Source organism: Hamadaea tsunoensis DSM 44101 (genome assembly GCF_000428945.1).
GTDB classification, from domain to species: Bacteria; Actinomycetota; Actinomycetes; order Mycobacteriales; family Micromonosporaceae; genus Hamadaea; species Hamadaea tsunoensis.
In genome coordinates, this window is sequence record NZ_AUAX01000005.1 from 315,251 (window position 1) to 335,844 (window position 20,594).

General features: G+C 70.8%; 16 protein-coding genes. 12 read left to right on the plus strand and 4 right to left on the minus strand.

The window, feature by feature from the left end; genetic code table 11:
• Positions 1-18: 18 nt before the first annotated feature.
• A complete protein-coding gene (locus G401_RS52585) occupies positions 19-2,688 on the minus strand; it encodes a sigma-70 family RNA polymerase sigma factor (protein ID WP_051366496.1) in 2,670 nt (889 codons plus the stop codon).
• 323 nt (positions 2,689-3,011) lie between these two features.
• On the opposite strand from G401_RS52585, the gene G401_RS0111590 reads away from it, so the two are divergent.
• The 10 genes from G401_RS0111590 (at position 3,012) to G401_RS0111635 (ending at position 15,914) form a co-directional block, all read left to right on the plus strand.
• Positions 3,012-4,841: a phosphoenolpyruvate carboxykinase (GTP) gene (locus G401_RS0111590; RefSeq protein WP_027342650.1), complete on the plus strand. Its 1,830-nt coding sequence runs from the start codon at positions 3,012-3,014 to the stop codon at positions 4,839-4,841.
• Positions 4,842-4,934: 93 nt separating this feature from the next.
• On the plus strand, positions 4,935-5,390 hold the full coding sequence (locus tag G401_RS0111595) for an RrF2 family transcriptional regulator (protein ID WP_027342651.1): 456 nt from the start codon (positions 4,935-4,937) through the stop codon (positions 5,388-5,390).
• Complete coding sequence (locus tag G401_RS0111600) at positions 5,387-6,181, plus strand: isoprenyl transferase (protein ID WP_034591272.1); 795 nt, start codon at positions 5,387-5,389, stop codon at positions 6,179-6,181. The genes G401_RS0111595 and G401_RS0111600 overlap by 4 nt, the downstream gene beginning before the upstream one ends.
• A 182-nt stretch (positions 6,182-6,363) precedes the next feature.
• Positions 6,364-7,029 (plus strand): aggregation-promoting factor C-terminal-like domain-containing protein, encoded by a 666-nt coding sequence (locus G401_RS52590; RefSeq protein ID WP_051366497.1) that lies wholly within the window; start codon positions 6,364-6,366, stop codon positions 7,027-7,029.
• Positions 7,030-7,091: 62 nt separating this feature from the next.
• A complete protein-coding gene (locus tag G401_RS0111610) occupies positions 7,092-8,411 on the plus strand; it encodes a PhoH family protein (protein WP_034591273.1) in 1,320 nt (439 codons plus the stop codon).
• A 190-nt stretch (positions 8,412-8,601) separates the two neighbouring features.
• Positions 8,602-9,243, plus strand: a complete 642-nt coding sequence (locus G401_RS0111615) for an aggregation-promoting factor C-terminal-like domain-containing protein (RefSeq protein WP_027342654.1) — start codon at positions 8,602-8,604, stop codon at positions 9,241-9,243.
• A gap of 91 nt (positions 9,244-9,334) precedes the next feature.
• Entirely contained in the window at positions 9,335-13,030 is a 3,696-nt protein-coding gene (locus G401_RS0111620; RefSeq protein WP_027342655.1) for a S8 family serine peptidase, read from the plus strand.
• Between the two features lie 68 nt (positions 13,031-13,098).
• Positions 13,099-14,052 carry a LuxR C-terminal-related transcriptional regulator gene (locus G401_RS0111625; RefSeq protein WP_027342656.1) on the plus strand — a complete coding sequence of 318 codons (954 nt, stop codon included), beginning with the start codon at positions 13,099-13,101 and terminating at the stop codon, positions 14,050-14,052.
• 70 nt (positions 14,053-14,122) lie between these two features.
• Positions 14,123-14,902 (plus strand): S1 family peptidase, encoded by a 780-nt coding sequence (locus G401_RS0111630; protein WP_034591414.1) that lies wholly within the window; start codon positions 14,123-14,125, stop codon positions 14,900-14,902.
• Positions 14,903-14,942: 40 nt separating this feature from the next.
• Entirely contained in the window at positions 14,943-15,914 is a 972-nt protein-coding gene (locus tag G401_RS0111635) for an NAD(P)/FAD-dependent oxidoreductase (protein ID WP_027342658.1), read from the plus strand.
• A 110-nt stretch (positions 15,915-16,024) separates the two neighbouring features.
• Here the strand turns inward: G401_RS0111635 and G401_RS0111640 are convergent, their stop codons facing one another.
• Positions 16,025-16,717 carry a TetR/AcrR family transcriptional regulator gene (locus tag G401_RS0111640; RefSeq protein WP_027342659.1) on the minus strand — a complete coding sequence of 231 codons (693 nt, stop codon included), beginning with the start codon at positions 16,715-16,717 and terminating at the stop codon, positions 16,025-16,027.
• A 125-nt stretch (positions 16,718-16,842) separates the two neighbouring features.
• On the opposite strand from G401_RS0111640, the gene G401_RS0111645 reads away from it, so the two are divergent.
• Positions 16,843-17,760: an NAD-dependent epimerase/dehydratase family protein gene (locus G401_RS0111645; RefSeq protein ID WP_027342660.1), complete on the plus strand. Its 918-nt coding sequence runs from the start codon at positions 16,843-16,845 to the stop codon at positions 17,758-17,760.
• Between the two features lie 111 nt (positions 17,761-17,871).
• Here the strand turns inward: G401_RS0111645 and G401_RS0111650 are convergent, their stop codons facing one another.
• Entirely contained in the window at positions 17,872-18,810 is a 939-nt protein-coding gene (locus G401_RS0111650; RefSeq protein WP_027342661.1) for a DMT family transporter, read from the minus strand.
• Positions 18,810-19,832 carry a class II fructose-bisphosphatase gene (gene glpX / locus G401_RS0111655; RefSeq protein WP_027342662.1) on the minus strand — a complete coding sequence of 341 codons (1,023 nt, stop codon included), beginning with the start codon at positions 19,830-19,832 and terminating at the stop codon, positions 18,810-18,812. The genes G401_RS0111650 and glpX overlap by 1 nt, the downstream gene beginning before the upstream one ends.
• Positions 19,833-19,996: 164 nt before the next feature.
• Between glpX and G401_RS44980 the strand changes: the two genes are divergently transcribed.
• On the plus strand, positions 19,997-20,587 hold the full coding sequence (locus tag G401_RS44980; RefSeq protein ID WP_157545598.1) for a DUF4245 domain-containing protein: 591 nt from the start codon (positions 19,997-19,999) through the stop codon (positions 20,585-20,587).
• The last annotated feature ends 7 nt before the right edge of the window (positions 20,588-20,594 follow it).

A 20,594-nucleotide genomic window follows, 5' to 3' on the forward strand; every position in this document is an offset into this window, starting at 1 on the left:
GCGGCCAGCGTACCGGGCTCAGCGGGCCCGCTGCTCGCCCACGGCCAGAAGTCCCCACCCCAGCGGATCATCGCCCGGGTCGACCGTCACGCCGCCCGTGCCGCTGGTCCGGGCCTGGACGACCCCGAGATCCACTCCCGGCGTACGCCCGTCGCACCGGGGCCGGCCGGCGCACTCCAGCGCGGCCGCGCTCGGATTGAACCCCTGTGCGAAGTTCCCGGGTACGCCGACCGCCGTCCCGCCGATCCGCAGCGTGTCACCCGCGTACCCCTTGTCCCCGTCCCACATGGCGTAGGCGACGTCGATCAGCGAGTGCCGGGACGTGCGTACCGTCAGGGGGGTCTGGAGGGCGAGCGGGCCGAGATGGACGGCGACCTCGGCGACCGGCAGGGTCGGCAGTTCGTAGACGACGGCGAGCGACCAGCCTGCGAAGGCGCCCAGACCGGCGGGCAGCCGGCCGGCGGGCGCGGCCACCCACCAGGCCGGCCCGTGTCCGGCCCGCAGCAGCGCGGTGACGTCCGCGAACCCCTGCCGTACGCGTCGCGTGCCCTCGGCGGCGCCCGAGGTGGCGATGTGGGACGTGAGCTCGACCTGGTGCCAGCCGTGCCCGTCGTGGAGCTGGACGGCGTCCGGGCTGGCCGCGTTCGAACCGGCCACGATCAGCCCGGCCCAACGGATCCTGGCCGTCGCGGGGAGATCGAGCAGCGCGCCGCTGGCCGCCCGCGGGCCCGGCAGGACGAGCCCGGCCGGGACACCCGGCTCGACGTCGGTCGGCAGCAGCGGCCCGACCTGGACGTCGTTGTTGTCCTGGCTCAGGCACACCGGCCGCGGTACGCACGACACCAGCGTGTTCCCCGCGACGGTGGTACGCAGCCGGCCCGCCGCGGCGAACGCGACCCTGGCCCCGGCCGGCGCGACGGGTACCCGGAAGGACGTCACGCGGCCATCGATCTTGAGGGTGACCTGCTGGAAGCCCGTGACGTTCTTGCCTATCTCGACCGGTATGCGGGCCACCGACCCCGCCGCGGTACGCGTCCGCGCGCAGCCGATACGCGTACCGGTCTTGTCCGTCTTGTCGTTCGCGCAGGACCAGCCGTCCCCGGCGTCAGCGTCGGCGAGGGTGATCCCCTCCGGCAACGTCACACTCACCACCCACCCCTTCCCTTCCTTCCCTCCGCCCGGCTTTTCGACGCCCGGCTTTTCGACGATCTTGCGCGAATGTTCGGGCGAATCGGGCGAAGTAGGGCAGTTTCTGGGGCATTCGCGCAAGATCGTCGAGGGATCCGGCGCGGGGGCGACGGCGGGGGCGACGGCGGGGGCGGGGGCGACCGCGAGGGCGACCGGGGTGGGGGCGGGCGTGCGGGCGGACTCCTCGCGGCCGCTCTCCTCCGTCCGGCTGAACGCGATCGGCAGCACCCCGCGCCCGCCCGCGACGAGTTCGCTTCCCGACGTGTCCGGCGTGACCGCGACCGTTCCCGGCGCGGTGGCCGGCCGGATCGACGCCGCGCTCGGCGATGCGCCGGTCGCCCTGTGCGAGCCTGCGCCCGATGCCGCGGCCGGCGACGACGGGGCGGCGGCCGGTGCGGTGGGAGTCGAGCCCGGACCGACGGCTGGCGCGGGGATCGGCAGCGGCGCCGCGTCGGTGTGCCGTGATCCCGGCGTGCCGGTGTGCGCGAGCACGGTCACCACGAACATGGTGATGCCGAGCATCGCTGCCACGATCAGGCCGCCCGCCGCGGCGACGTTGGCGCCGCCGTAGCGCCGGGCCAGCCGGCGCGGCAGGGTGCTCACCCACCACCAGGCGGTCCGCACACCTTCGACCCACCGTCCGCACACCGCGGCGAGACCGTGCCACCCGCCCGCCAGCAGGCCGGTGAGCGCGGCCGCGAGGCCGGCCCGGCCGCCCGCCGTCGCCAGGTATCCGGGTGCCGCGCTGCCGAGAAGCAGCGGCGCGAGCACCACCCGTAAGCTCACGTTCGCCTCGGTGAGCTCCCGGTGCAGCCGCCGGCATTCCGCGCACTCGCCCAGATGATCCTCCACTTTCGTACGCTCACGGCCGGGCAGGCCGGCGCGTACGTAGCCGGGGAGGTGCTCGCCGGTCCAATGGCAGCGCGGCGATCCGGTGACCGTGATGTGCTCGGCCAGATAGCCCTGGCGCAGCCGTTCCCGCGCCCGGTAAGCGAGTACCGACACCGCGTTCGCGGTCAGCCCGAACAGCGGGGCGATCTGGGTCGGCGACTCGCCTTCCACCTCGGTGTGCCAGAGCACGGCCCGCCACCGTTCGGGCAGCCGGGCGAAGGCGCGGGCGGCGTACGAGCGCTCGAGGGCGGCGATCGACGGGTCCTCATAGGGCTCCGGCGTCTCGTAGTCCTCGATCGCGTCGGTCGGCTCGACCCGCTGCGCCCGGCGTACGCGGTCGTAGAAGGCGTTGCGCACCGACGTCAGCAGGTACGGCCGGAACGCCGTGCGGGGGCCGCCGCCCGACCGGAGGCTCGCCAGCACCCGGGCGAACGCGTCGGCGGCCAGGTCCTCGGCCTCGCCGCGGTCGTGCGCGAGGACGACGGCCAGCCGCCGGGCGGCGTCGACGTGGCGGCGGTAGAGCTCGCCGTAGGCTTCGGAGTCGCCGTCGCGTACGCGCGTCAGCAACTCCGCGTCCGAGGTCAGGGCAGAGTGGATCTGAACGGTCACTTCCGCCTCCGGGGGGAGTTTTAGAGCGGGTTGCCCGATTTGCCCAAACTCTAACCGGGGTCGCCCTGGCGAGGGAAGACCCCCAGGTCGACTCGGTCGTTTACCGGCGCGGCCGCAGGTTTTGCGCATGCGCGCGCGGGTAACCGGAGAAACGAGCGTCCGCGCGCAAAAGCGCCGCAGCTTGTGCAGTTCTTCACAAGCTGCCCCGGGAAAAACGGGACTGCCAGGGCTTACGCTGAGGGCACGTTCAGGTGAACGCATTCCACCGGGGCGTTCACACTTCTTTTCTTCCCGGGTCAGTGTCGACCACATAGGAGAGAGCAATGACCGCAGCGACCGTCCTAGCGGGGTTGGATCAGGCCCCGACCACCCATCCGAAGTTGCTCGCCTGGGTACGCGAGGTCGCCGAACTCACCACCCCCGAACGGATCGTCTGGGTGGACGGTTCCGATCAGGAGTGGGACGGCCTCACGTCCGAACTGGTCGAAGCGGGCACGCTGGTACGCCTGAACCCGGAGATCAAGCCCAACTCGTTCTGGGCGCGGACCGACCCGACGGATGTCGCGCGGGTGGAGGAGCGGACGTTCATCTGCTCGGTCGACGAGGCCGACGCCGGGCCGACCAACAACTGGATGGCCCCGGCCGAGATGAAGCGGGTCATGACGGACCTGTACCGGGGCTGCATGGCGGGCCGGACCCTCTACGTCATCCCGTTCTGCATGGGCCCGCTCACCGCCGAGAAGCCCATGTTCGGTGTGGAGCTGACCGACTCGGCGTACGTGGTGGCGTCGATGCGGGTCATGACGCGGATGGGTGCCGAGGTGCTCGCCGCCATGGCCGACGACGCGGACTTCGTGCACGCGCTGCACTCCGTCGGCGCCCCGCTGCGGCCGGGTGACGAGGACGTCGCGTGGCCGTGCAGCCAGACGAAGTACATCACCCACTTCCCGGAGGAGCGGCTCATCTGGAGCTTCGGCTCCGGCTACGGCGGCAACTCGCTGCTCGGCAAGAAGTGCTTCTCGCTGCGGATCGGCTCGGTCATGGGCCGGGACGAGGGCTGGCTCGCCGAGCACATGCTGATCATGCGACTGACCAGCCCGGAGGGGAAGGTCTACCACGTCACCGGCGCGTTCCCGAGCGCCTGCGGCAAGACCAATCTCGCCATGCTGGAGCCGACCATCCCGGGCTGGAAGGTCGAGACGCTCGGCGACGACATCGCTTGGATGCGGTTCGGCTCCGACGGCCGCCTGTACGCCGTGAACCCGGAGTACGGCCTGTTCGGCGTCGCGCCCGGCACGGACTACCGGACCAACCCGAACGCGATGCGGACGATCGCGAAGGGCAATTCGATCTTCACCAACGTGGCCCTCACCGACGACGGCGACATCTGGTGGGAGGGCATGGGCGAGCCGCCCGCGCACCTGATCGACTGGCACGGCAACGACTGGACGCCGGAGTCGGGCGAGCTGTCGAGCCACCCCAATTCCCGCTTCTGCACGCCGATCAAGCAGTGCCCGATCCTCGCGGACTCCTATGAGGACCCGGCCGGCGTACCGATCGACGCGATCCTGTTCGGCGGCCGCCGCAAGACGACGATCCCGCTCGTCAGCGAGGCGCGCGACTGGGTGCACGGCGTCTTCCAGGGGGCCACGCTCTCCTCGGAGACCACGGCCGCCGCGGTCGGCCAGGTCGGCGTCGTGCGCCGCGACCCGATGGCGATGCTGCCCTTCATCGGCTACAACGCCGGCGACTACTTCCGCCACTGGATCGAGATGGGCAAGGGCGGCACCGGCGACGCCGGCAAGCTGCCGAAGATCTTCTACGTGAACTGGTTCCGCCGCGGCGACGAGGGCCAGTTCCTGTGGCCCGGATACGGCGAGAACTCGCGCGTCCTCAAGTGGGTCGTCGAGCGGCTGGAAGGTCGCGGCGCGGCCGTCGAGACGCCCGTCGGCTACGTGCCGACGCCCGAGGGCCTCGACGTGTCCGGCCTCGACATCTCGACCGACGACCTGGCCGCCGCGCTGCGTGTCGACCCCGAGGAGTGGCGGGCCGAACTGCCGCAGATCACGGAGTGGTTCGAGAAGTTCGGCGACAAGCTGCCCGGCGTGCTCTGGGCCGAGCTGGACGCCCTGAAGGCACGGCTCGGCGCCTGACGCGTACCCGCCCGCCGCGGATCTCCGGGTCCGCGGCGGGTGCCGACCGGACGCGGCTCCTCCTTCCGGCCGAGGTTCACCTACGCTGGGACCGTGCAAATCTCCGCACGTGGGGAGTACGCGGTACGGGCCACGCTCGAACTGGCCGCCGCGCACCCGGCCACGATTTCCGCTCAGGCGCTCGCCGATGCGCAGGGCCTGCCGCGCAAGTTCCTGGAAGCAATCTTGGCCGACCTCCGCCGGGGCGGGATCGTGATATCGATCCGGGGCGCGGAAGGCGGCTACTGCCTGACCCGGCCACCCGAGGAGACGACGGTCGGCTCGGTGCTGCGGGCGGTCGACGGGCCGCTGGCCGGCGTACGCGGGCACCGTCCCGAGCAGACCAGTTACTCGGGAACCTCCGAGCACCTGCCGACGCTCTGGGTCGCCGTCCGGGCGGCCGTCCGCAACGTCGTTGACGAGGTAACTCTCGGGCAGATAGTGCGCGGCGAGCTACCCGCTCCGGTCATGGCCCTCACGACCGCGCCGGATGCGTGGCAGTCACGATGAGGTCTAGGCTGCCGGGGGTGAAGACCGTGCGCAATCTGGTGTATTCCGTCTACGAGCAGCGGCTCAAGCGGAAGCTGACCGGCAAGCCGCGCCCCCGTCACGTCGGCGTCATGTGCGACGGCAACCGCCGTTGGGCCCGGGAGATGGGGTACGTCGATCCCAACGACGGCCACCGGGTCGGCGCGCGCCGGATCATCGATCTGCTGCGCTGGTGCGACGAAGCCGAGATCCCGCACGTCACGCTCTACATGCTGGCCACCGACAACCTCCGCCGCCCGGCCGCCGAGCTGGACCCGCTGCTGCAGATCATCTCCGACCTGGCCACCGAGCTGGCCGAGGACGGCAATCCCTGGCGGCTCGTCATGGCCGGCGCGCTCGACCTGCTGCCCCCGGAGAACGCGGCGGCGCTGAAGGCGGCCGAGGAGAAGACGGCCGACCGCACCGGCGGGGCGACCGTCAACATGGCCGTCGGCTACGGCGGCCGCCGCGAGATCGCCGACGCCGTCCGCTCGCTGCTGCAGGAGCACGCCCGGGCCGGCGGGACGCTGGAAGAGCTGGCCGAGATCCTCGACGTCGAGCACATCGCCGAGCACCTCTACACCAAGGGCCAGCCGGATCCCGACCTGATCATCCGGACCAGCGGCGAGCAGCGGCTGTCGGGATTCCTGCTGTGGCAGTCGGCCCACTCGGAGTTCTACTTCGCCGACATGAACTGGCCGGATTTCCGGCACATCGACTTCCTGCGGGCCCTGCGCGCGTACGCGATCCGGCAACGGCGCTTCGGGGCCTGATCACCCCGACCTGAAAGCCGGCTGGACAAAACAGCCGGCTTTTCGTGGCGAAGTCCACAGAATTCGCGGTTTTCCTTGGCGATCTCTCCGGTCGAGGGGGAGTGTCGGCGACTTGCGCCGCCCCCCGGCGCTTCGCGTTCACCCCCTGAGCGCGCTCCGCGTACCCCCGATCGGAGACACTCGTGAATATCGGTTCCCTGCTGCGTGCCGTTCGCCGGCGGAAGATCGTGGTCGGCCTGGCCGCGACCGGCGTACTGGCGATCGGCGGCGTGGCCCTCGCGGCCGTCCCCTCGCACGGTCCGGATCCCGCCCAGGTGGCCGAGCTCGACAGCCAACGTTCGGCCCAGGCGGCCGACCGGGATCTCGACCGGACGCTCGCCTCGGCCAGTCCCAGCAGCTCGCCCAGCACCGGCCCCAGCCTCAGCCCGAGTCCGTCGCCGAGCGCCGCCCAACCCAGCCCGAAGGCGACCACGGCGAAGGCCGCGCCCAAGGCGACGGCCACCCGCAAGACGACCACCACGGCGACCCCGGCGAGCTGCAGGGCGTACACCGGGAACCGGCTCATCGCCTGCAAGCTGCTGCCTTCCTTCGGTTTCGCGTACGCGCAGATGAGTTCCCTCGACAAGCTGTGGACGCGGGAGAGCGACTGGACGACGACGGCCGAGAACTCGGGTTCGGGTGCCTACGGCATCCCGCAGTCGCTGCCGGGCAGCAAGATGGCCAGCGCCGGGTCGGACTGGCGGACGAATCCCGCGACGCAGATCAAGTGGGGCCTGGGCTACATCAGGTCGGTCTACGGCAGCCCGTCGGCGGCGTGGGCCCACTCCGAAGCGACCGGATGGTACTAGACGCGTTTCATCGATCGGCGTGGGGGCTGGTGTCCATGCCTGATTTACCGCTAACGTGAGTCATGGTCGCCCCAGCTCCAGGCAAGACATCCGAGGCCGCCAGGCACGTCTACGTGCTGGACACCTCCGTCCTTCTCGCCGATCCCGCGGCCGTCTTCCGTTTCGCCGAGCATGACGTCGTGCTGCCGCTCGTCGTCATCAGCGAACTGGAGGCGAAGCGCCATCATCCCGAACTCGGCTGGTTCGCCCGGCAGGCGTTGCGTCACCTCGACGAGCTGCGCATCCGCCATGGCCGACTCGACCAGCCGCTGCCGGTCAACGATCTCGGTGGAACGCTGCGCGTGGAGCTCAACCACGCCGATCCGCAGCTGTTGCCGGCCGGGTTCCGCACCGGCTCGAACGACGCCCGCATCCTGTCGGTCGCGCTGGGCCTCGGTGCCGAGGGCCAGACCGTCACGCTGGTCAGCAAGGACATGCCGCTGCGCGTGAAGGCGGCGGCGGTCGGGCTGGCGGCGGACGAGTACCGGCACGGCCAGGCCGCCGACGGCACCTGGACCGGACTCGTGGAGCTGGACGTGGACGCCGAGCGCGTCGACCGGCTCTACGGCGGCTCGCCGATCGAGGTCGACGCCGACCTGCCCGTCCACACGGGACTCGTGCTGCACAGCCCCAAGGGCAGCGCGCTGGCCCGGATGCAGGCCGACAAGACCGTCCGCCTCGTGCGGGGCGACCGGGAGGTGTTCGGCGTACGCGGGCGCTCGGCCGAGCAGCGCATCGCGATCGATCTGCTGCTCGACGACTCGATCGGGATCGTGTCGCTCGGCGGCCGGGCCGGCACGGGCAAGTCCGCGCTCGCCCTGTGCGCCGGTCTGGAGCAGGCGATGGAGCGCCGCAAGCACAAGAAGGTGATCGTCTTCCGCCCCCTGTACGCCGTCGGCGGCCAGGAGCTCGGCTACCTGCCCGGTTCCGAGACGGAGAAGATGAATCCCTGGGCGCAGGCGGTCTTCGACACCCTCGGCGCGGTCGTGCACGAGAACGTGCTCGAGGAGGTGATGGCGCGGGGGCTGGTCGAGGTGCTGCCGCTGACCCACATCCGCGGCCGCAGCCTGCACGACGCCTTCGTGATCGTCGACGAGGCCCAGTCGCTGGAGCGGGGCGTCCTGCTGACCGTCCTGTCCCGGATCGGCCAGGGGTCGCGTGTGGTGCTGACGCACGACGTGGCGCAGCGCGACAACCTGCGGGTCGGCCGGCACGACGGCGTCACCGCGGTGATCGAGGCGATGAAGGGCCACCCGCTCTTCGCGCACGTCACCCTGACGCGGTCGGAACGGTCGCCGATCGCCGAGATGGTCACCGACCTGCTGGAGGATTTGCCGAATTAAGCCCTGATTTGCGGCGTGACAGCGGTCACAATGGCCTGCCCACGCCGTGCGGAGCCATAGACGCCGGGCGAGGGTGGTGGGCGTGCCACGGCGGCACCCCCTCCGCCCCCCCGGCGGTACCTCCGGCGCCCCGCGCCGTACCGCACGTCGCCGTCGTGGTGGTTCTGTCGCCCCACGAAAGGGACTGTGAGTGCTGGTCAGCCGCATCGGCGTACGCGCCGCTGCCGTCGCGCTGCTCGTCGCCGGTGTCGCCGGCGGCGTCTACCTGAACTCCGGCAAGGACTCGTCCTCGTCGACGTCGGGTCAGGCGACGGCCGCGAACGCCGCCGAGAACGCCACGCAGAAACAGGACCTCGCCGCCGCCGCGAGCCTTACGGCCGAGCAGCAGGCCAAGGCGAAGGAGGCCGCCACGAAGGCGGCCCAGGAGGCCAAGCTCGCCGCCGACCGGGCCAAGGCGGCCGAGGACGAGGCCAACCGGCGCGCCAACCGGCCGCCGTCCTACGGTCCGATTCCGACCTCGTGCAAGGCGTACACGGGAGCCAAGGCCATCGGCTGCTCCGAACTGCTCAAGGCCGGCTTCGGCCTCGACCAGATGCCGTGCCTGGACAAGCTGTGGACGCGCGAGAGTCACTGGAACTACAAGTCGTACAACAAGTCGTCGGGCGCCTTCGGGATCCCGCAGGCCGTCCCCGGCGACAAGATGAAGGCGTTCGGCGCCGACTGGCAGACCAACCCCGCGACGCAGATCAAGTGGGGTCTGGACTACATCGAGAAGCGTTACAAGACGCCCTGCGGCGCATGGCAACACTCGGAGGACCAAGGCTGGTACTAACGGAGGAGGTGGTGGCGACTTTGCGCCAGGGCGTCTTGTCGCCACTTCGATACCGTTGATCGAGGGGATGGCGCGCCGGTAGACAGCTGGCATGCCATCCCCCTCCTTGTTCTCCCGGCGCCGGCGGTGGTCGCTTCTCGCGGCCGTCACCGCCCTACCCCTTCTGACGCCGGGCACCGCCGCCCTGTCGGCCCCGGCGGTCGCCGGGCAGCCGGCGCCGGCCACAGCGCGAGCAGCCGCCGCCACCCACAAGATCACCCTTGTCACGGGCGACGTCGTCACGGTCACCACCCTGGCCGACGGCAAGCAGGCCGCCTCGGTCGTCCGGCCGTCCTCCGCCACCGGCGGCGTACGCGTCCAGAAGGTGAAGGGCGACCTCTACGTCCTGCCCGACGAGGTGCTGCCGCTGCTGGCCGCCGACAAGCTGGACAGCCGCCTGTTCGACGTCTCCGACCTGATCGAGATGGGTTACGACGACGCGAAGTCGGGATCCGTCCCGATGATCGCCACGTTCGTCCCGCCGAAGACGCGTACGGCGGCGGCCCCGGCGGCGCCCAAGGGCAGCAAGCTCACCCGGCGGTTCGCCACCATCGGCGGAGCGGCGCTCACGGCCGACAAGCGGCAGACGCGTACCTTCTGGACGAGCGTCGCGCCGCGACCCGAGAGCAAGACCTTCGCGGAGGGCGTGGCCAAGATCTGGCTCGACGGCCGGGCCAAGGTCAACCTGAAGGACAGCGTGCCGCAGATCGGCGCGCCGGAGGCGTGGGCGGCCGGCTACGACGGCAAGGGCGTCAAGGTGGCGGTGCTGGACACCGGTATCGACGCGACCCATCCGGACCTCGCCACCCAGATCGATGACAAGGTCAGCTTCGTGCCCGGCGAGGACACGTCCGACCTCCACGGCCACGGTACGCATGTCGCCTCCACCATCGTCGGCACGGGCGCGGCGTCCGGCGGCGTGTACAAGGGCGTGGCGCCCGGCGCCGACCTGATCGTCGGGAAGGTGCTGAGCAACGAGGGCTGGGGCGACGACTCCTGGATCCTCGCGGGCATGGAGTGGGCCGCGCAGTCCGGCGCCTCGGTCGTGAGCATGAGCCTCGGCGAGGACCGCCCCTCCGACGGCCAGGATCCGCTGTCGCTGGCGGTGAACGCGCTGTCCGAGCAGTACGGCACGCTCTTCGTGATCGCGGCCGGCAACTCCGGCCCGGAGACGATCGGCGCGCCCGGTGCGGCGGCCGACGCGCTGACCGTCGGCGCCGTCGACAAGCAGGACTACCTCGCGTACTTCTCGGCGACCGGGCCGCTGATGTCGACCGGGGCGATCAAGCCCGACATCGTGGCGCCGGGCGTGGACATCACCGCCGCCCGTTCGCAGCAGCAGAATCCGGCCCAGGGCGACGGGTACTACTGGACGATCAGCGGCACGTCGATGGCGACGCCGCACGTCTCCGGCGCGGCCGCCATCCTCAAGCAGCGCCACCCCGACTGGTCGGGGCAGCAGCTGAAGCTGGCGCTGATGTCGACCTCGAAGGCGCTGGACTACACGCCGTTCGAGATGGGCGCCGGCCGCGTCGACGTGGCCGCCGCGATCAAGGCGGACGTCACGAGCAGCGGTTCGGTGCTCTTCGGCAACTTCACCTGGCCGCACGGCCCGAGCGAGGGCCCGGTCACCAAGCAGGTCACCTACACGAACACCGGAGCGGCGGACGTCACCCTGAACCTGGCGGTGTCCGGCGACCCGGCGTTCACGGTCGGCGTACCGAGTGTGCGGGTTCCGGCCGGCGGGACGGCCACAGTGGACGTCACCGGCGATCCCACCGCCGTCGGCTACGGCCGCTTCACCGGTTTCCTCGTCGGCACCGACGCGGCGACGGGGAAGGCGGTCGCGCGTACGGGGCTGGCCCTGATCAAGGAAGACGAGCACTACGACCTGACGATCAAGCTGGTGGGCCGGGACGGCAAGCCGGCCTCGGGCACGGTCGTCGTGTACGACTCGTCGGACCTGTGGTTCCCCTACCTGTTCGCGGTCGACGGCGAGATGACCGTACGCCTGCGCCCCGGCGACTACGCCGCGGAGGTCTCCCTCGACACCACCGGGGAGAAGCCGGACCACCTCGGCATCGCCGACCTGGTGGCGCCGCAGGTCACGCTGAACCAGGCCCGGACGGTGACGCTCGACGCGAGCAAGGCCCGGCTGGTCGACACGGCCGCGCCGGAGCGGGCCGAGGACCGGCAGCGCTCGTTCGGCTACGACCTGACGTTCCCCAACGGCGCGCAGATCAGCTCGGGTTACGTGCTGCCGATCATGTACGACGACTTCTACCTGTCGCCGACCGCGAAGGTGACCGCGGGCGCCTTCACGATGGAGACCCACTGGCGGTTCGGGGCGCGGTCGATCGACCTGTCCCTGCTCGGCGGCCTGATCACGTTCGACGCCACCGTTCAGCCCGGCAGCGCCCTGACCACCGGTACGCAGCACCTCAAGGCGGTGTACGCCGGCACGGGCTCGGCCGCGGACTTCGCCAAGGTACGCGCGAAGGGCCGGCTCGCCGTCGTCGTCCGTAGCGACGCGGTGGCCCCGGACGAGCGGGCGGCCAACGCGGCGGCGGCCGGCGCGGCGGCTCTCGTGGTCGTCGACGACGGCCCCGGCCGGCTCAACGAGGTGGTCGGCGCGGCGACGATCCCCGTCGCGACCGTGCACAAGAACGAGGGGCAGCTGCTGCTCGGCTTCGCGAAGGCCGGGCTGCCGCTGACGGTGAAGACCTCGGCGTACACGCCGTTCACCTACGACCTCTCGCAGACCTATGCCGGCCAGGTACCGGACCGGTCGCTCGCGTACCACCCGCGGCAGCGGGACCTCGGCAAGGTCGAGGCGCGGTACTTCAACCCCGTCGACGCGGTCGAGGGTTCGGGCGCACGGTACGACGTCGTCACCAACGCCGTCCTCACGTTCGCGGAGCGGGAGCTGTACCCGAGCACGCGTACCGAGTGGGTGACGCCGGGGATGCCGTGGGTCGAGGTGCACGATCACGGCGGCTGGAGCGACACCTCCGACGATCACGTGTACGCGGCCGGCAGCACCACGAAGATCGACTGGTTCGCCCCGGCGGCCCGGCCGGCGTTCAACAACGTGTACGCGGTCCGCAACCAGCGGGTCGGCGACCAGATGACGCTGCACCCGCTGGCGTGGTCGTCGTCGGGGACCACGGTCAACCACGGCGGCCTGATGGACTGGGGAACGATGCCCACCAGCGCCAAGATCTACCAGGGCGACACGTTGCTGGACTCCAACGACTGGGACACCGATTTCCAGTGGCTGCAGGTTCCGTCCGGCAAGTTGCCGTACCACCTGGTCGTCGACGCGGCCCGGCCGGCGGCGGACTGGCGGCTGAGCACGCGTACGCACACGGAGTGGGACTTCGTCTCCGGTACCGCGGCGACCGACCGCTTCGAGCCGGTGACCCTGCTGCAGCTGAACTACCAGCTCCCCACCGACCTGCACGGGGACGTGCCGGCCGGGTCGAAGCAGACCATCGCGCTGCAGGCGGTGCCGCAGCCCGGCGGCAGCGGCACCGGGAAGATCACCAAGGTCACGCTGGACGTGTCCTATGACGACGGTGCCACCTGGCAGACCGTGACGCTCCGTAAGGGTGCCGACGGCTGGTGGTCCGGCGACGTGCGGCTGGCGAAGAAGCCCGGCGGCTTCCTGTCCGTCCGCGCGTCGGCGGTCTCCGACAACGGGTTCTCGATCAGCCAGGAGATCGAGCGGGCGTACGGCCTGCGCTGATAGCAGTTTGGTCACAAGGTGGCCCCGGGGGCGTGCGCTCACCGGGGCCACCTTCGTACTGTCCGGACATGCTCTCCGCGCTCGGGCTCTCCGCGGACGAGGAGCGGCTCTACCGCTTCCTCGTCGCGCGTCCCGGTCCGGTCCCGGCCGCGCAGCTCGCCCTGCCGGACCTGCCGGCCGCCGCCGTGCCCGTGCTCCTCGGTTCGCTCACGGAGCGTGGCCTCGTCATCTTTCAGGACGGGGAGTACGCGATGGCGCCCCCCGCGGTCGCGCTGGGCGCCCTGCTCCGGCGGCGCCGCGACGATCTGCGGTCGGCCGAGCTGGAACTGGTCGCGCTGGCCGAGGAGCACCGCCTCGCGACGCTGGGCCGCACGGCCGGGGACGTCATCGAGGTGATCAGCGGCGCGGACGCCGTACGCCACCGGTTCGCCCAGATCCAGCACGCCGCCCGCGAGGAGATCCGCTCGATGGTGGTCCCGTACGCGACGGTCGTCCCGCCGGGCGAGAACGAAGCCGAACCCGTGACGATGGCCCGCGGCGTGCGCTACCGGGTCATCATCGACCGCGAGTTCCTGGAGATGCCGTCGGCGCACGCGATCCTCACCCAGGCGCTCGAAGAGGGCGAGGACGTCCGCGTGGTCGATCGCGTACCGATCAAGATGATCATCGCTGACCGGCAGCTCGGCATGCTCCCGCTGACCGACGGCCGGACGACCGCCCCGGCCTCGGTGCTGGTGCACGCCAGCGGCATCCTCGACGCGCTCATCGCCCTCTACGACGAGGTCTGGGAGCGGGGCCGGCCCCTGCGGCTCACCCCGGCGGTGGAGGGCGGCGAACTCGAGGAACTCGACGTACGCGTACTGACGCTGCTGCTCGCGGGGTTGACCGACCATGCGATCGCGAGCAGCTTGGACCTGTCCGCGCGTACCGTCCAGAGGCGCATCCGCGGCCTGATGGATCTCGCCGGGGTGACCACCCGGGTGCAGTTGGGCTGGCACGCCGCGCGCAAGGACTGGATCTAGGGCCGGTCTCGCTCGCAACCCGCGGCGCGCATTCGCGTTGTGCCTGATGACGGCTCACACGGGGGTGGCGATGCGGCGCGTGCTGGCGTTGATTCTGGCGTTCGTCCTGACCGGACCGATCCCCGCGTACGCGAGCCCCGACCCCGGTACGCGGATCGAGGTGGTCGGCGGCAGGACGGCCGCGCCGGCGGACTTCCCCTGGGTGGTGCACCTGTCGATGGGGTGCGGCGGCGCGCTGATCCAGCCGCGCATCGTGCTGACGGCGGCGCACTGCGCGGGGCCGACCGGGAACAACACCCGCATCCGGGTGATCGCCGGTTCGCGCGACCTGTACGGTGCGCACGCGAAGACCGTCAAGAGCGTCTACGTACGCCGGGCCGCCGGTTTCCGTGACGTCACGAGCGGCCACGACTGGGCGGTCATCAAGCTCGACCGCACGCTCGACCTGCCCACGTTGCGGCTGAGCGGTGGTGGCTCGGACGACGTCGGCCCGTTCACGATCATGGGCTGGGGCACGACCGGTGAGAAGGAGTACCGCTCGCAGCGGTACCTGCGGTTCGCCCAGGTCCCCGGTCTCGCCGACAACACCTGCGCCCGGCTGTACGCGCCCGACTACACCTTCGTCGGCCCGGAGATGATCTGCGCGGGCGACACGAAGCGGGGCGGTGTCGACACGTGCCAGGGCGACTCCGGCGGGCCCATGGTCCGCAAGGCGGCCGACGGCCAGTACGTCGAGGTCGGGATCGTCAGCTGGGGGATCGGCTGCGCCCGCAAGGAGTACCCGGGGGTTTACACCCAGGTGTCCCACTTCACGAAAGACATCCGGGCCGCGATCGACGATCTCCTGTGAGCCCCTTCCGCCGCCAACGTTACGGCTCTATTTTCTCCCTATGAATGAGATCGATGTAGCGATCATCGGCGCGGGACCGACGGGGCTGTACGCCGCGTACTATGCGGGCTTCCGCGGGCTGACGACCGCCGTCATCGACGCGCTGCCCGAACCGGGCGGCCAGATCACGGCCATGTACCCGGAGAAGCTCATCTTCGACGTGGCCGGCTTTCCCGCCATCCGGGGCCGGGAGCTCGTCGCCAACCTGGTCGCGCAGGCGGACGGGTTCGCGCCCGCGTACAAGCTGGGGACACAGGCCCGCGGACTGACCTATGAGGACGGACTTCCGGTCCTCGAACTCGTGGACGGGACCGCGTACCGGTGCGGGGCCGTCCTCGTCACCGGCGGCCTCGGCTCCTTCAAGCCCCGGCCGCTGCCCGCCGCCGACGTGTTCACCGGCGAGGGCATCATCTACTTCGTCCCGCACCTCGACGACCTCGCCGGCCGCGACGTGGTCATCGTCGGCGGCGGCGACTCCGCCTTCGACTGGGCGCTCGCCCTCGCCGACCTGGCCTCCTCCGTCACGCTGGTGCACCGCCGCGACAAGTTCCGCGCGCACGCCGCCACCGTGGACCGCGTACGCGCACTGCCGGTCGACATCCGCGTCAACGCCCAGGTCACGAAGATCATCGGGAACGGCACGGTGTCGGCGGTCGAGATCAGCGATCCGTCCGGAGTGGACGTACGCCCGGCCGACGTGGTGGTGGCGGCGCTCGGCTTCACGGCCGACCTCGGCCCGCTCGCCGAGTGGGGGATGAAACTCGACCGCCGGCACATCGTGGTGGACTCGACGATGGCGACGAACCTGCCGCGGGTGTTCGCGGCCGGCGACATCGTCGAATACCCCGGCAAGGTACGCCTCATCGCGACCGGTTTCGGCGAAGCGGCGACGGCGGTGAACAACGCGGCGGTCATCATCAACCCCGACGCGCACCTGTTCCCCGGCCACTCCTCCGGCGGCTCCGCCGACTAATTCGACGATCTTGCGCGAATGTTCGGGCAATGCGGACATTTGCCGCGTAATTCGAGGCATTCGCGCAAGATCGTTGGGGTTCGTGGGTGCGGGCGGGGCGGGGAGGCGGGCTATTTCAGGCCCATGTAGTCGGCCATCTCGGCCAGCTGGTGGTCGAGGATCGCGCCCGCGTCGGTGACGCCCGGTCCGTAGCGGCCGAACAGCTCGAAGCTGATCGAGCCGAACAGCATCGCCCAGGACGTCGTCGCCCGGAAGACCACCGGCTCCGACAGCCCCTCGAACACGACACCGCTGCGCAGCAGGGCCAGCTGGTCGCGCGCGGCCTTGGGGATCCGCTCACCCGGCGACGGCCGCAGCGCACCGGCGGCCACCGCGTCGTTGAGGATCGCCACGCAGACGCGTACCGGGCGGATGCCGGGTTCGACCGTCTCCTGCGGCGCCTGGTAGCCGGGCACCGGCGAGCCGAAGAGCAACGCGTACTCGGGGGGGTGGGCGATCGCCCAGGCGCGCATCTCGCGGCCGAGGGCGAGCCAGCGCCCGCGGTAGTCGGTGCGCTCGACCGCGGCCTCGGCGGCGTCGATCGCGTCGCCCAGATCGTTGTACGCGTCGATAATCAGTGCCGTGAGCAGGTCATCCCGGCTGGCGAAGTACCGGTAGACGGCCGACGAGACCATGCCGAGGTCGCGGGTGACCGCCCGGAGCGAGAGGTTTGCGCCGTCGGTCGCGAGGTGGCGGCGGGCGACCGCCTTGATCTCGTTGATCATTTCGGCGCGTACGCGGGAGCGCACGGATGCGGCTGTCATGGTTCACGAACATATCAGAGCACTGCTCTTGACAGGGAGCAGGGGTCCGTGAGAGCGTTTGTCGTTATAGAGAGCAGTGCTCACCAAATGATGAGGAGCTCTCGTCGACCAGGGGGTGAGAGATCATGGGCAAGCACGTCATCGTCGGCGCCGGCCGCGTGGGCAAGGCGGTCGCCGCGGAACTCGTCGCGCACGGGCACGAGGTCGTGATCGTCACGCGGCGCGGAACGACGATCGAAGGCGCGACCGGCGTGACGGCCGACGCGTCCGACGGCGTACGCCTCGCGGAGATCACGCAGGGCGCCGACGCCCTGTACAACTGCGCGAATCCTGCGGACTACAGCAGATGGCAGGAGCTGTGGCCGCCGATCGCCGCCGCGCTGCTGTACACCGCCGAGGCGACCGGCGCGGTGCTCGTCGCCGCGAACAACGTCTACGGCTACGGACCGGTCGACGTGCCGATGACCGAGGACATGCCGTTCGTCGCCGAGACCGAGCACGGCAGGATCCGCGTGAAGATGACGAAGGACGCGTTCGACCTGCACCGGGCGGGCCGCATCCGCTACACCGAGGTACGCGCCAGCGACTACGTCGGCGGTGGCGAGATGGCGGTCCTGGACACGCTGGTGCTGAGCAAGATCGCCACCGGCGGTACGCCGCAATGGCTCGGCGATCCGGACGCGCCGCACGCGTTCACGACGATCGAGGACCTGGCGAAGGCGATGGTGGCCGTCGCGACCGACGAGCGGGCCTGGGGCCGGGCCTGGCATGCCCCGACCAATCCGGCGATCTCGGCCCGGGCCGCGGCCGAACGCGCCGCCGAACTCGTGGGCGCGCCCAAGCCGAAGATCGTCCGGATCCCGTACCCGCTGTTCTGGGTGAGCGGGGTGTTCAACGGCCAGTACAAGGCGATGCGGGAGATGAACTACCAGTTCCAGCGCCCGTTCCGGCTGGACTCGACGCTGACCGAGCGCACCTTCGGCCTGACGCCGTCCGACCTGGACACCGCGCTGCGGGACGCGACCCTCGCCTACCGCGCCTGACCGTCATGATCCCGTTTGGATCACGGTTGTCACCCGAATCATGGCCCAAGATTCGGGTGATTTCCCTGATCCAAACGGGATCTTGGGCCAGCGGGCCAGGGGCCAGCAGGGTCAGGGGGTGGGGGTCTTGCGGGGTAGGGCGGCGATCCAGACCGCGACCAGCGTCAGCCCCGCCCCGATGTAGGTCGCGATCCCGGGCTTGTTGTCCACCGGCAGGATCAGGTCGAGCAGCACCGCGCCGATCACCTGCCCCGCGATCATCCCCAGCCCCAGCAGGAGTACGCCGATGTGGCGTACCAGGGCGGCGGCGATCGCGATGAAGATGATGCCGAGCGTGCCGCCGAGGTAGAGCCACGGTTCCGAGGGCAGTGATCCGGTCGGGGCACCCTTGAAGATCATCGAGATCAGGAAGGCGATGATCAGGGCCACCGTGCCGACCAGGAAGTTGATGAAGGTCGTCGCGACGACACCTTCGCCCGCCTGGCGTACGCGGCCGTTCATGGCCTGCTGCCAGGCTGATCCGAAGCCGGCGAGCAGCGGCAGGACGGCGAGTCCGAGCGCGGCCGGCGTACCGAGGTGTCCGGCGACCGCGATCGGAACGGCGACGACGGTGAGCACCGTGCCGATCGCGCGATTCGGGGTGATCGGCCGCGGGCCGCCCGGCGCCAGGCCGGCCCGGTCCACGAAGAGGCTGCTCACGGACTGTCCGCCGACCAGCGAGACGATGAAGACGGCCACGCCGAGCGAGCCGACGGTGATGCCTTGGCTCGCGACGAGGAACGCGCCGGCCGCCCCGCCGACACACTCCCACCAGCGAAGTCCGCCCTTGCGCAGGAGCGCGGCGACCTTGCCGAGCCCGCGGCGGGCGTTGGGTGTGACGGCGGTGGCGATCGCCATGATCACCAAGCCCGTGCCGAAAGAGATGACGGCGGCCAGGAAACCGCTGCCCACGCGCCCGGCGAGCTCGCCGTTGATCCTGCTCTGCAGGGCCACGCCCGCCCCGCCGAGAAGGGCCAGCCCGACCCCGAACGCCTTACCGGATGATCTCACTACTCGGAGGCTAGTGGCTGCCCGTCGAAGTCCACCACCGAGTACAGGCTGAGCTTCTCCAGTCGGTGGTAGGAGTCGATGAACCGGATCGTGCCCGACTTCGACCGCATGACCAGCGACTGCGTGTACGCGGTTCCGGCCCGGTAGCGTACGCCGCGCAGCAGGTCGCCCGAGGTGACACCGGTCGCGACGAAGAAGATGTTCTCCCCGGCGACCAGATCGTCGGTGTGCAGTACGCGATCCAGATCGTGGCCGGCCGCGATCGCCTTCTCCCGTTCGGCATCGCTGCTCGGCCACAGCTTCGCCTGGATGGCACCGCCCATGCACTTGAGCGCGCAGGCCGCCGTGATGCCCTCGGGCGTACCGCCGATGCCCATGAGCACGTCGACGTCCGAGCGCTCCCGGGCCGCGCTGATCGCACCCGCGATGTCGCCGTCGCTGATGAAGTGGATGCGGGCGCCCGTCTGGCGTACCTCCTCGACGAGGCGGGTGTGCCGGGGCCGGTCCAGGATGCAGACGGTCACGTCGGAGACCGTGGATTTCTTGACCTTCGCGATCCGGCGCAGGTTCTCCGCCACTCCGGCCTCGATGTCGATCACGTCCGCGCAGTCCGGGCCGACCGCCAGCTTCTCCATGTAGAAGACCGCGCTCGGGTCGAACATCGCGCCGCGCTCGGCCACCGCCAGCACCGCGAGCGCGTTGGGCATCCCCTTGCTCATCAGCGTGGTCCCGTCGATCGGGTCCACCGCCACGTCCACCTCGGGCCCGGTGCCGTCGCCCACCTGCTCGCCGTTGAAGAGCATGGGCGCGTTGTCCTTCTCACCCTCGCCGATCACCACGACGCCGCGCATCGGGAGCGAGTTGATCAGCTTGCGCATGGCGTCGACCGCGGCGCCGTCGCCGCCTTCCTTCTCACCCCGCCCGACCCACCGGCCCGCGCTCATCGCGGCCGCCTCGGTCACCCGGACCAGGTCCAGCGCCAGGTTTCGATCAAGATCTTGGGGAGTACGCGCGCCAGCCATCTCTCGCCTTTCCTCGCTCCGTTGCGGGGGTCCTCGCGGGGGATGCTGCCATCCTCACATGGCGTTCACGTTAACGCTCGTTTGGGGCTGCTGGGAGCGGCTGCCGCACATGGCATCGCAGGGCGCCCCGAGCAGGCACGGGGGCCGGAGTCATACTGGGCGACGTGACATCCCCAGCTCCCGCCCCCGAGACCGTGGACGACGCCGAGGCGGTGGACGCCGCCGAGGCCGCGGACGAGATCACCGACGCGCCCGCCGAGGCCCGCCGCATCCGCCGTCCCCGTGACATGGCGCTCTCGCTGGCCGTGCTGTTCGTCCCGATCCTGATCGTCCTCGCGATCGGGCGCTTCTTCTACGGCGACTCGACGACCGGCACCGTCGATCCGAGCACGGCCCTGTCCGGCGCGGTACGCGCGAGCATGGCCCCGTTCCCGTCGGCGACCCCGCCGGCCGGATGGAAGATCGTCAGCGCCCAGTACAAGGACGGCGTCCTGCGGATCGGCTACCTGACACCCGGTGACAAGGGCGTACAGATCGCGCAGACGAACAAGGGTGGGGACACGTTCGTCAAGGCGGAACTGTCCGCGACCGCCCGCAAGGCCGGCACCACCGAGATCGGCGGCGTCGAGTGGCAGCAGTGGACCGGCCGGGCCCACGAGTCCGCCCTCGTCCGCACCGCCGGTACGCAGACCGTCCTCATCGTCGGCGAGGTCGGCGCGTCCGACCTGGTCACCCTGGCGGCCTACGGCTCCTGACCGCCGG

Coding starts and splice junctions, on each gene's coding strand:
- glpX (WP_027342662.1), bottom strand. CDS start 19,832: ATGGCTGGCGCGCGTACTCCCCAAGATCTTGATCGAAACCTGGCGCTG.
- G401_RS0111590 (WP_027342650.1), top strand. CDS start 3,012: ATGACCGCAGCGACCGTCCTAGCGGGGTTGGATCAGGCCCCGACCACC.
- G401_RS0111600 (WP_034591272.1), top strand. CDS start 5,387: ATGAGGTCTAGGCTGCCGGGGGTGAAGACCGTGCGCAATCTGGTGTAT.
- G401_RS0111640 (WP_027342659.1), bottom strand. CDS start 16,717: ATGACAGCCGCATCCGTGCGCTCCCGCGTACGCGCCGAAATGATCAAC.
- G401_RS0111620 (WP_027342655.1), top strand. CDS start 9,335: ATGCCATCCCCCTCCTTGTTCTCCCGGCGCCGGCGGTGGTCGCTTCTC.
- G401_RS0111625 (WP_027342656.1), top strand. CDS start 13,099: ATGCTCTCCGCGCTCGGGCTCTCCGCGGACGAGGAGCGGCTCTACCGC.
- G401_RS0111645 (WP_027342660.1), top strand. CDS start 16,843: ATGGGCAAGCACGTCATCGTCGGCGCCGGCCGCGTGGGCAAGGCGGTC.
- G401_RS0111630 (WP_034591414.1), top strand. CDS start 14,123: ATGCGGCGCGTGCTGGCGTTGATTCTGGCGTTCGTCCTGACCGGACCG.
- G401_RS0111635 (WP_027342658.1), top strand. CDS start 14,943: ATGAATGAGATCGATGTAGCGATCATCGGCGCGGGACCGACGGGGCTG.
- G401_RS0111610 (WP_034591273.1), top strand. CDS start 7,092: ATGGTCGCCCCAGCTCCAGGCAAGACATCCGAGGCCGCCAGGCACGTC.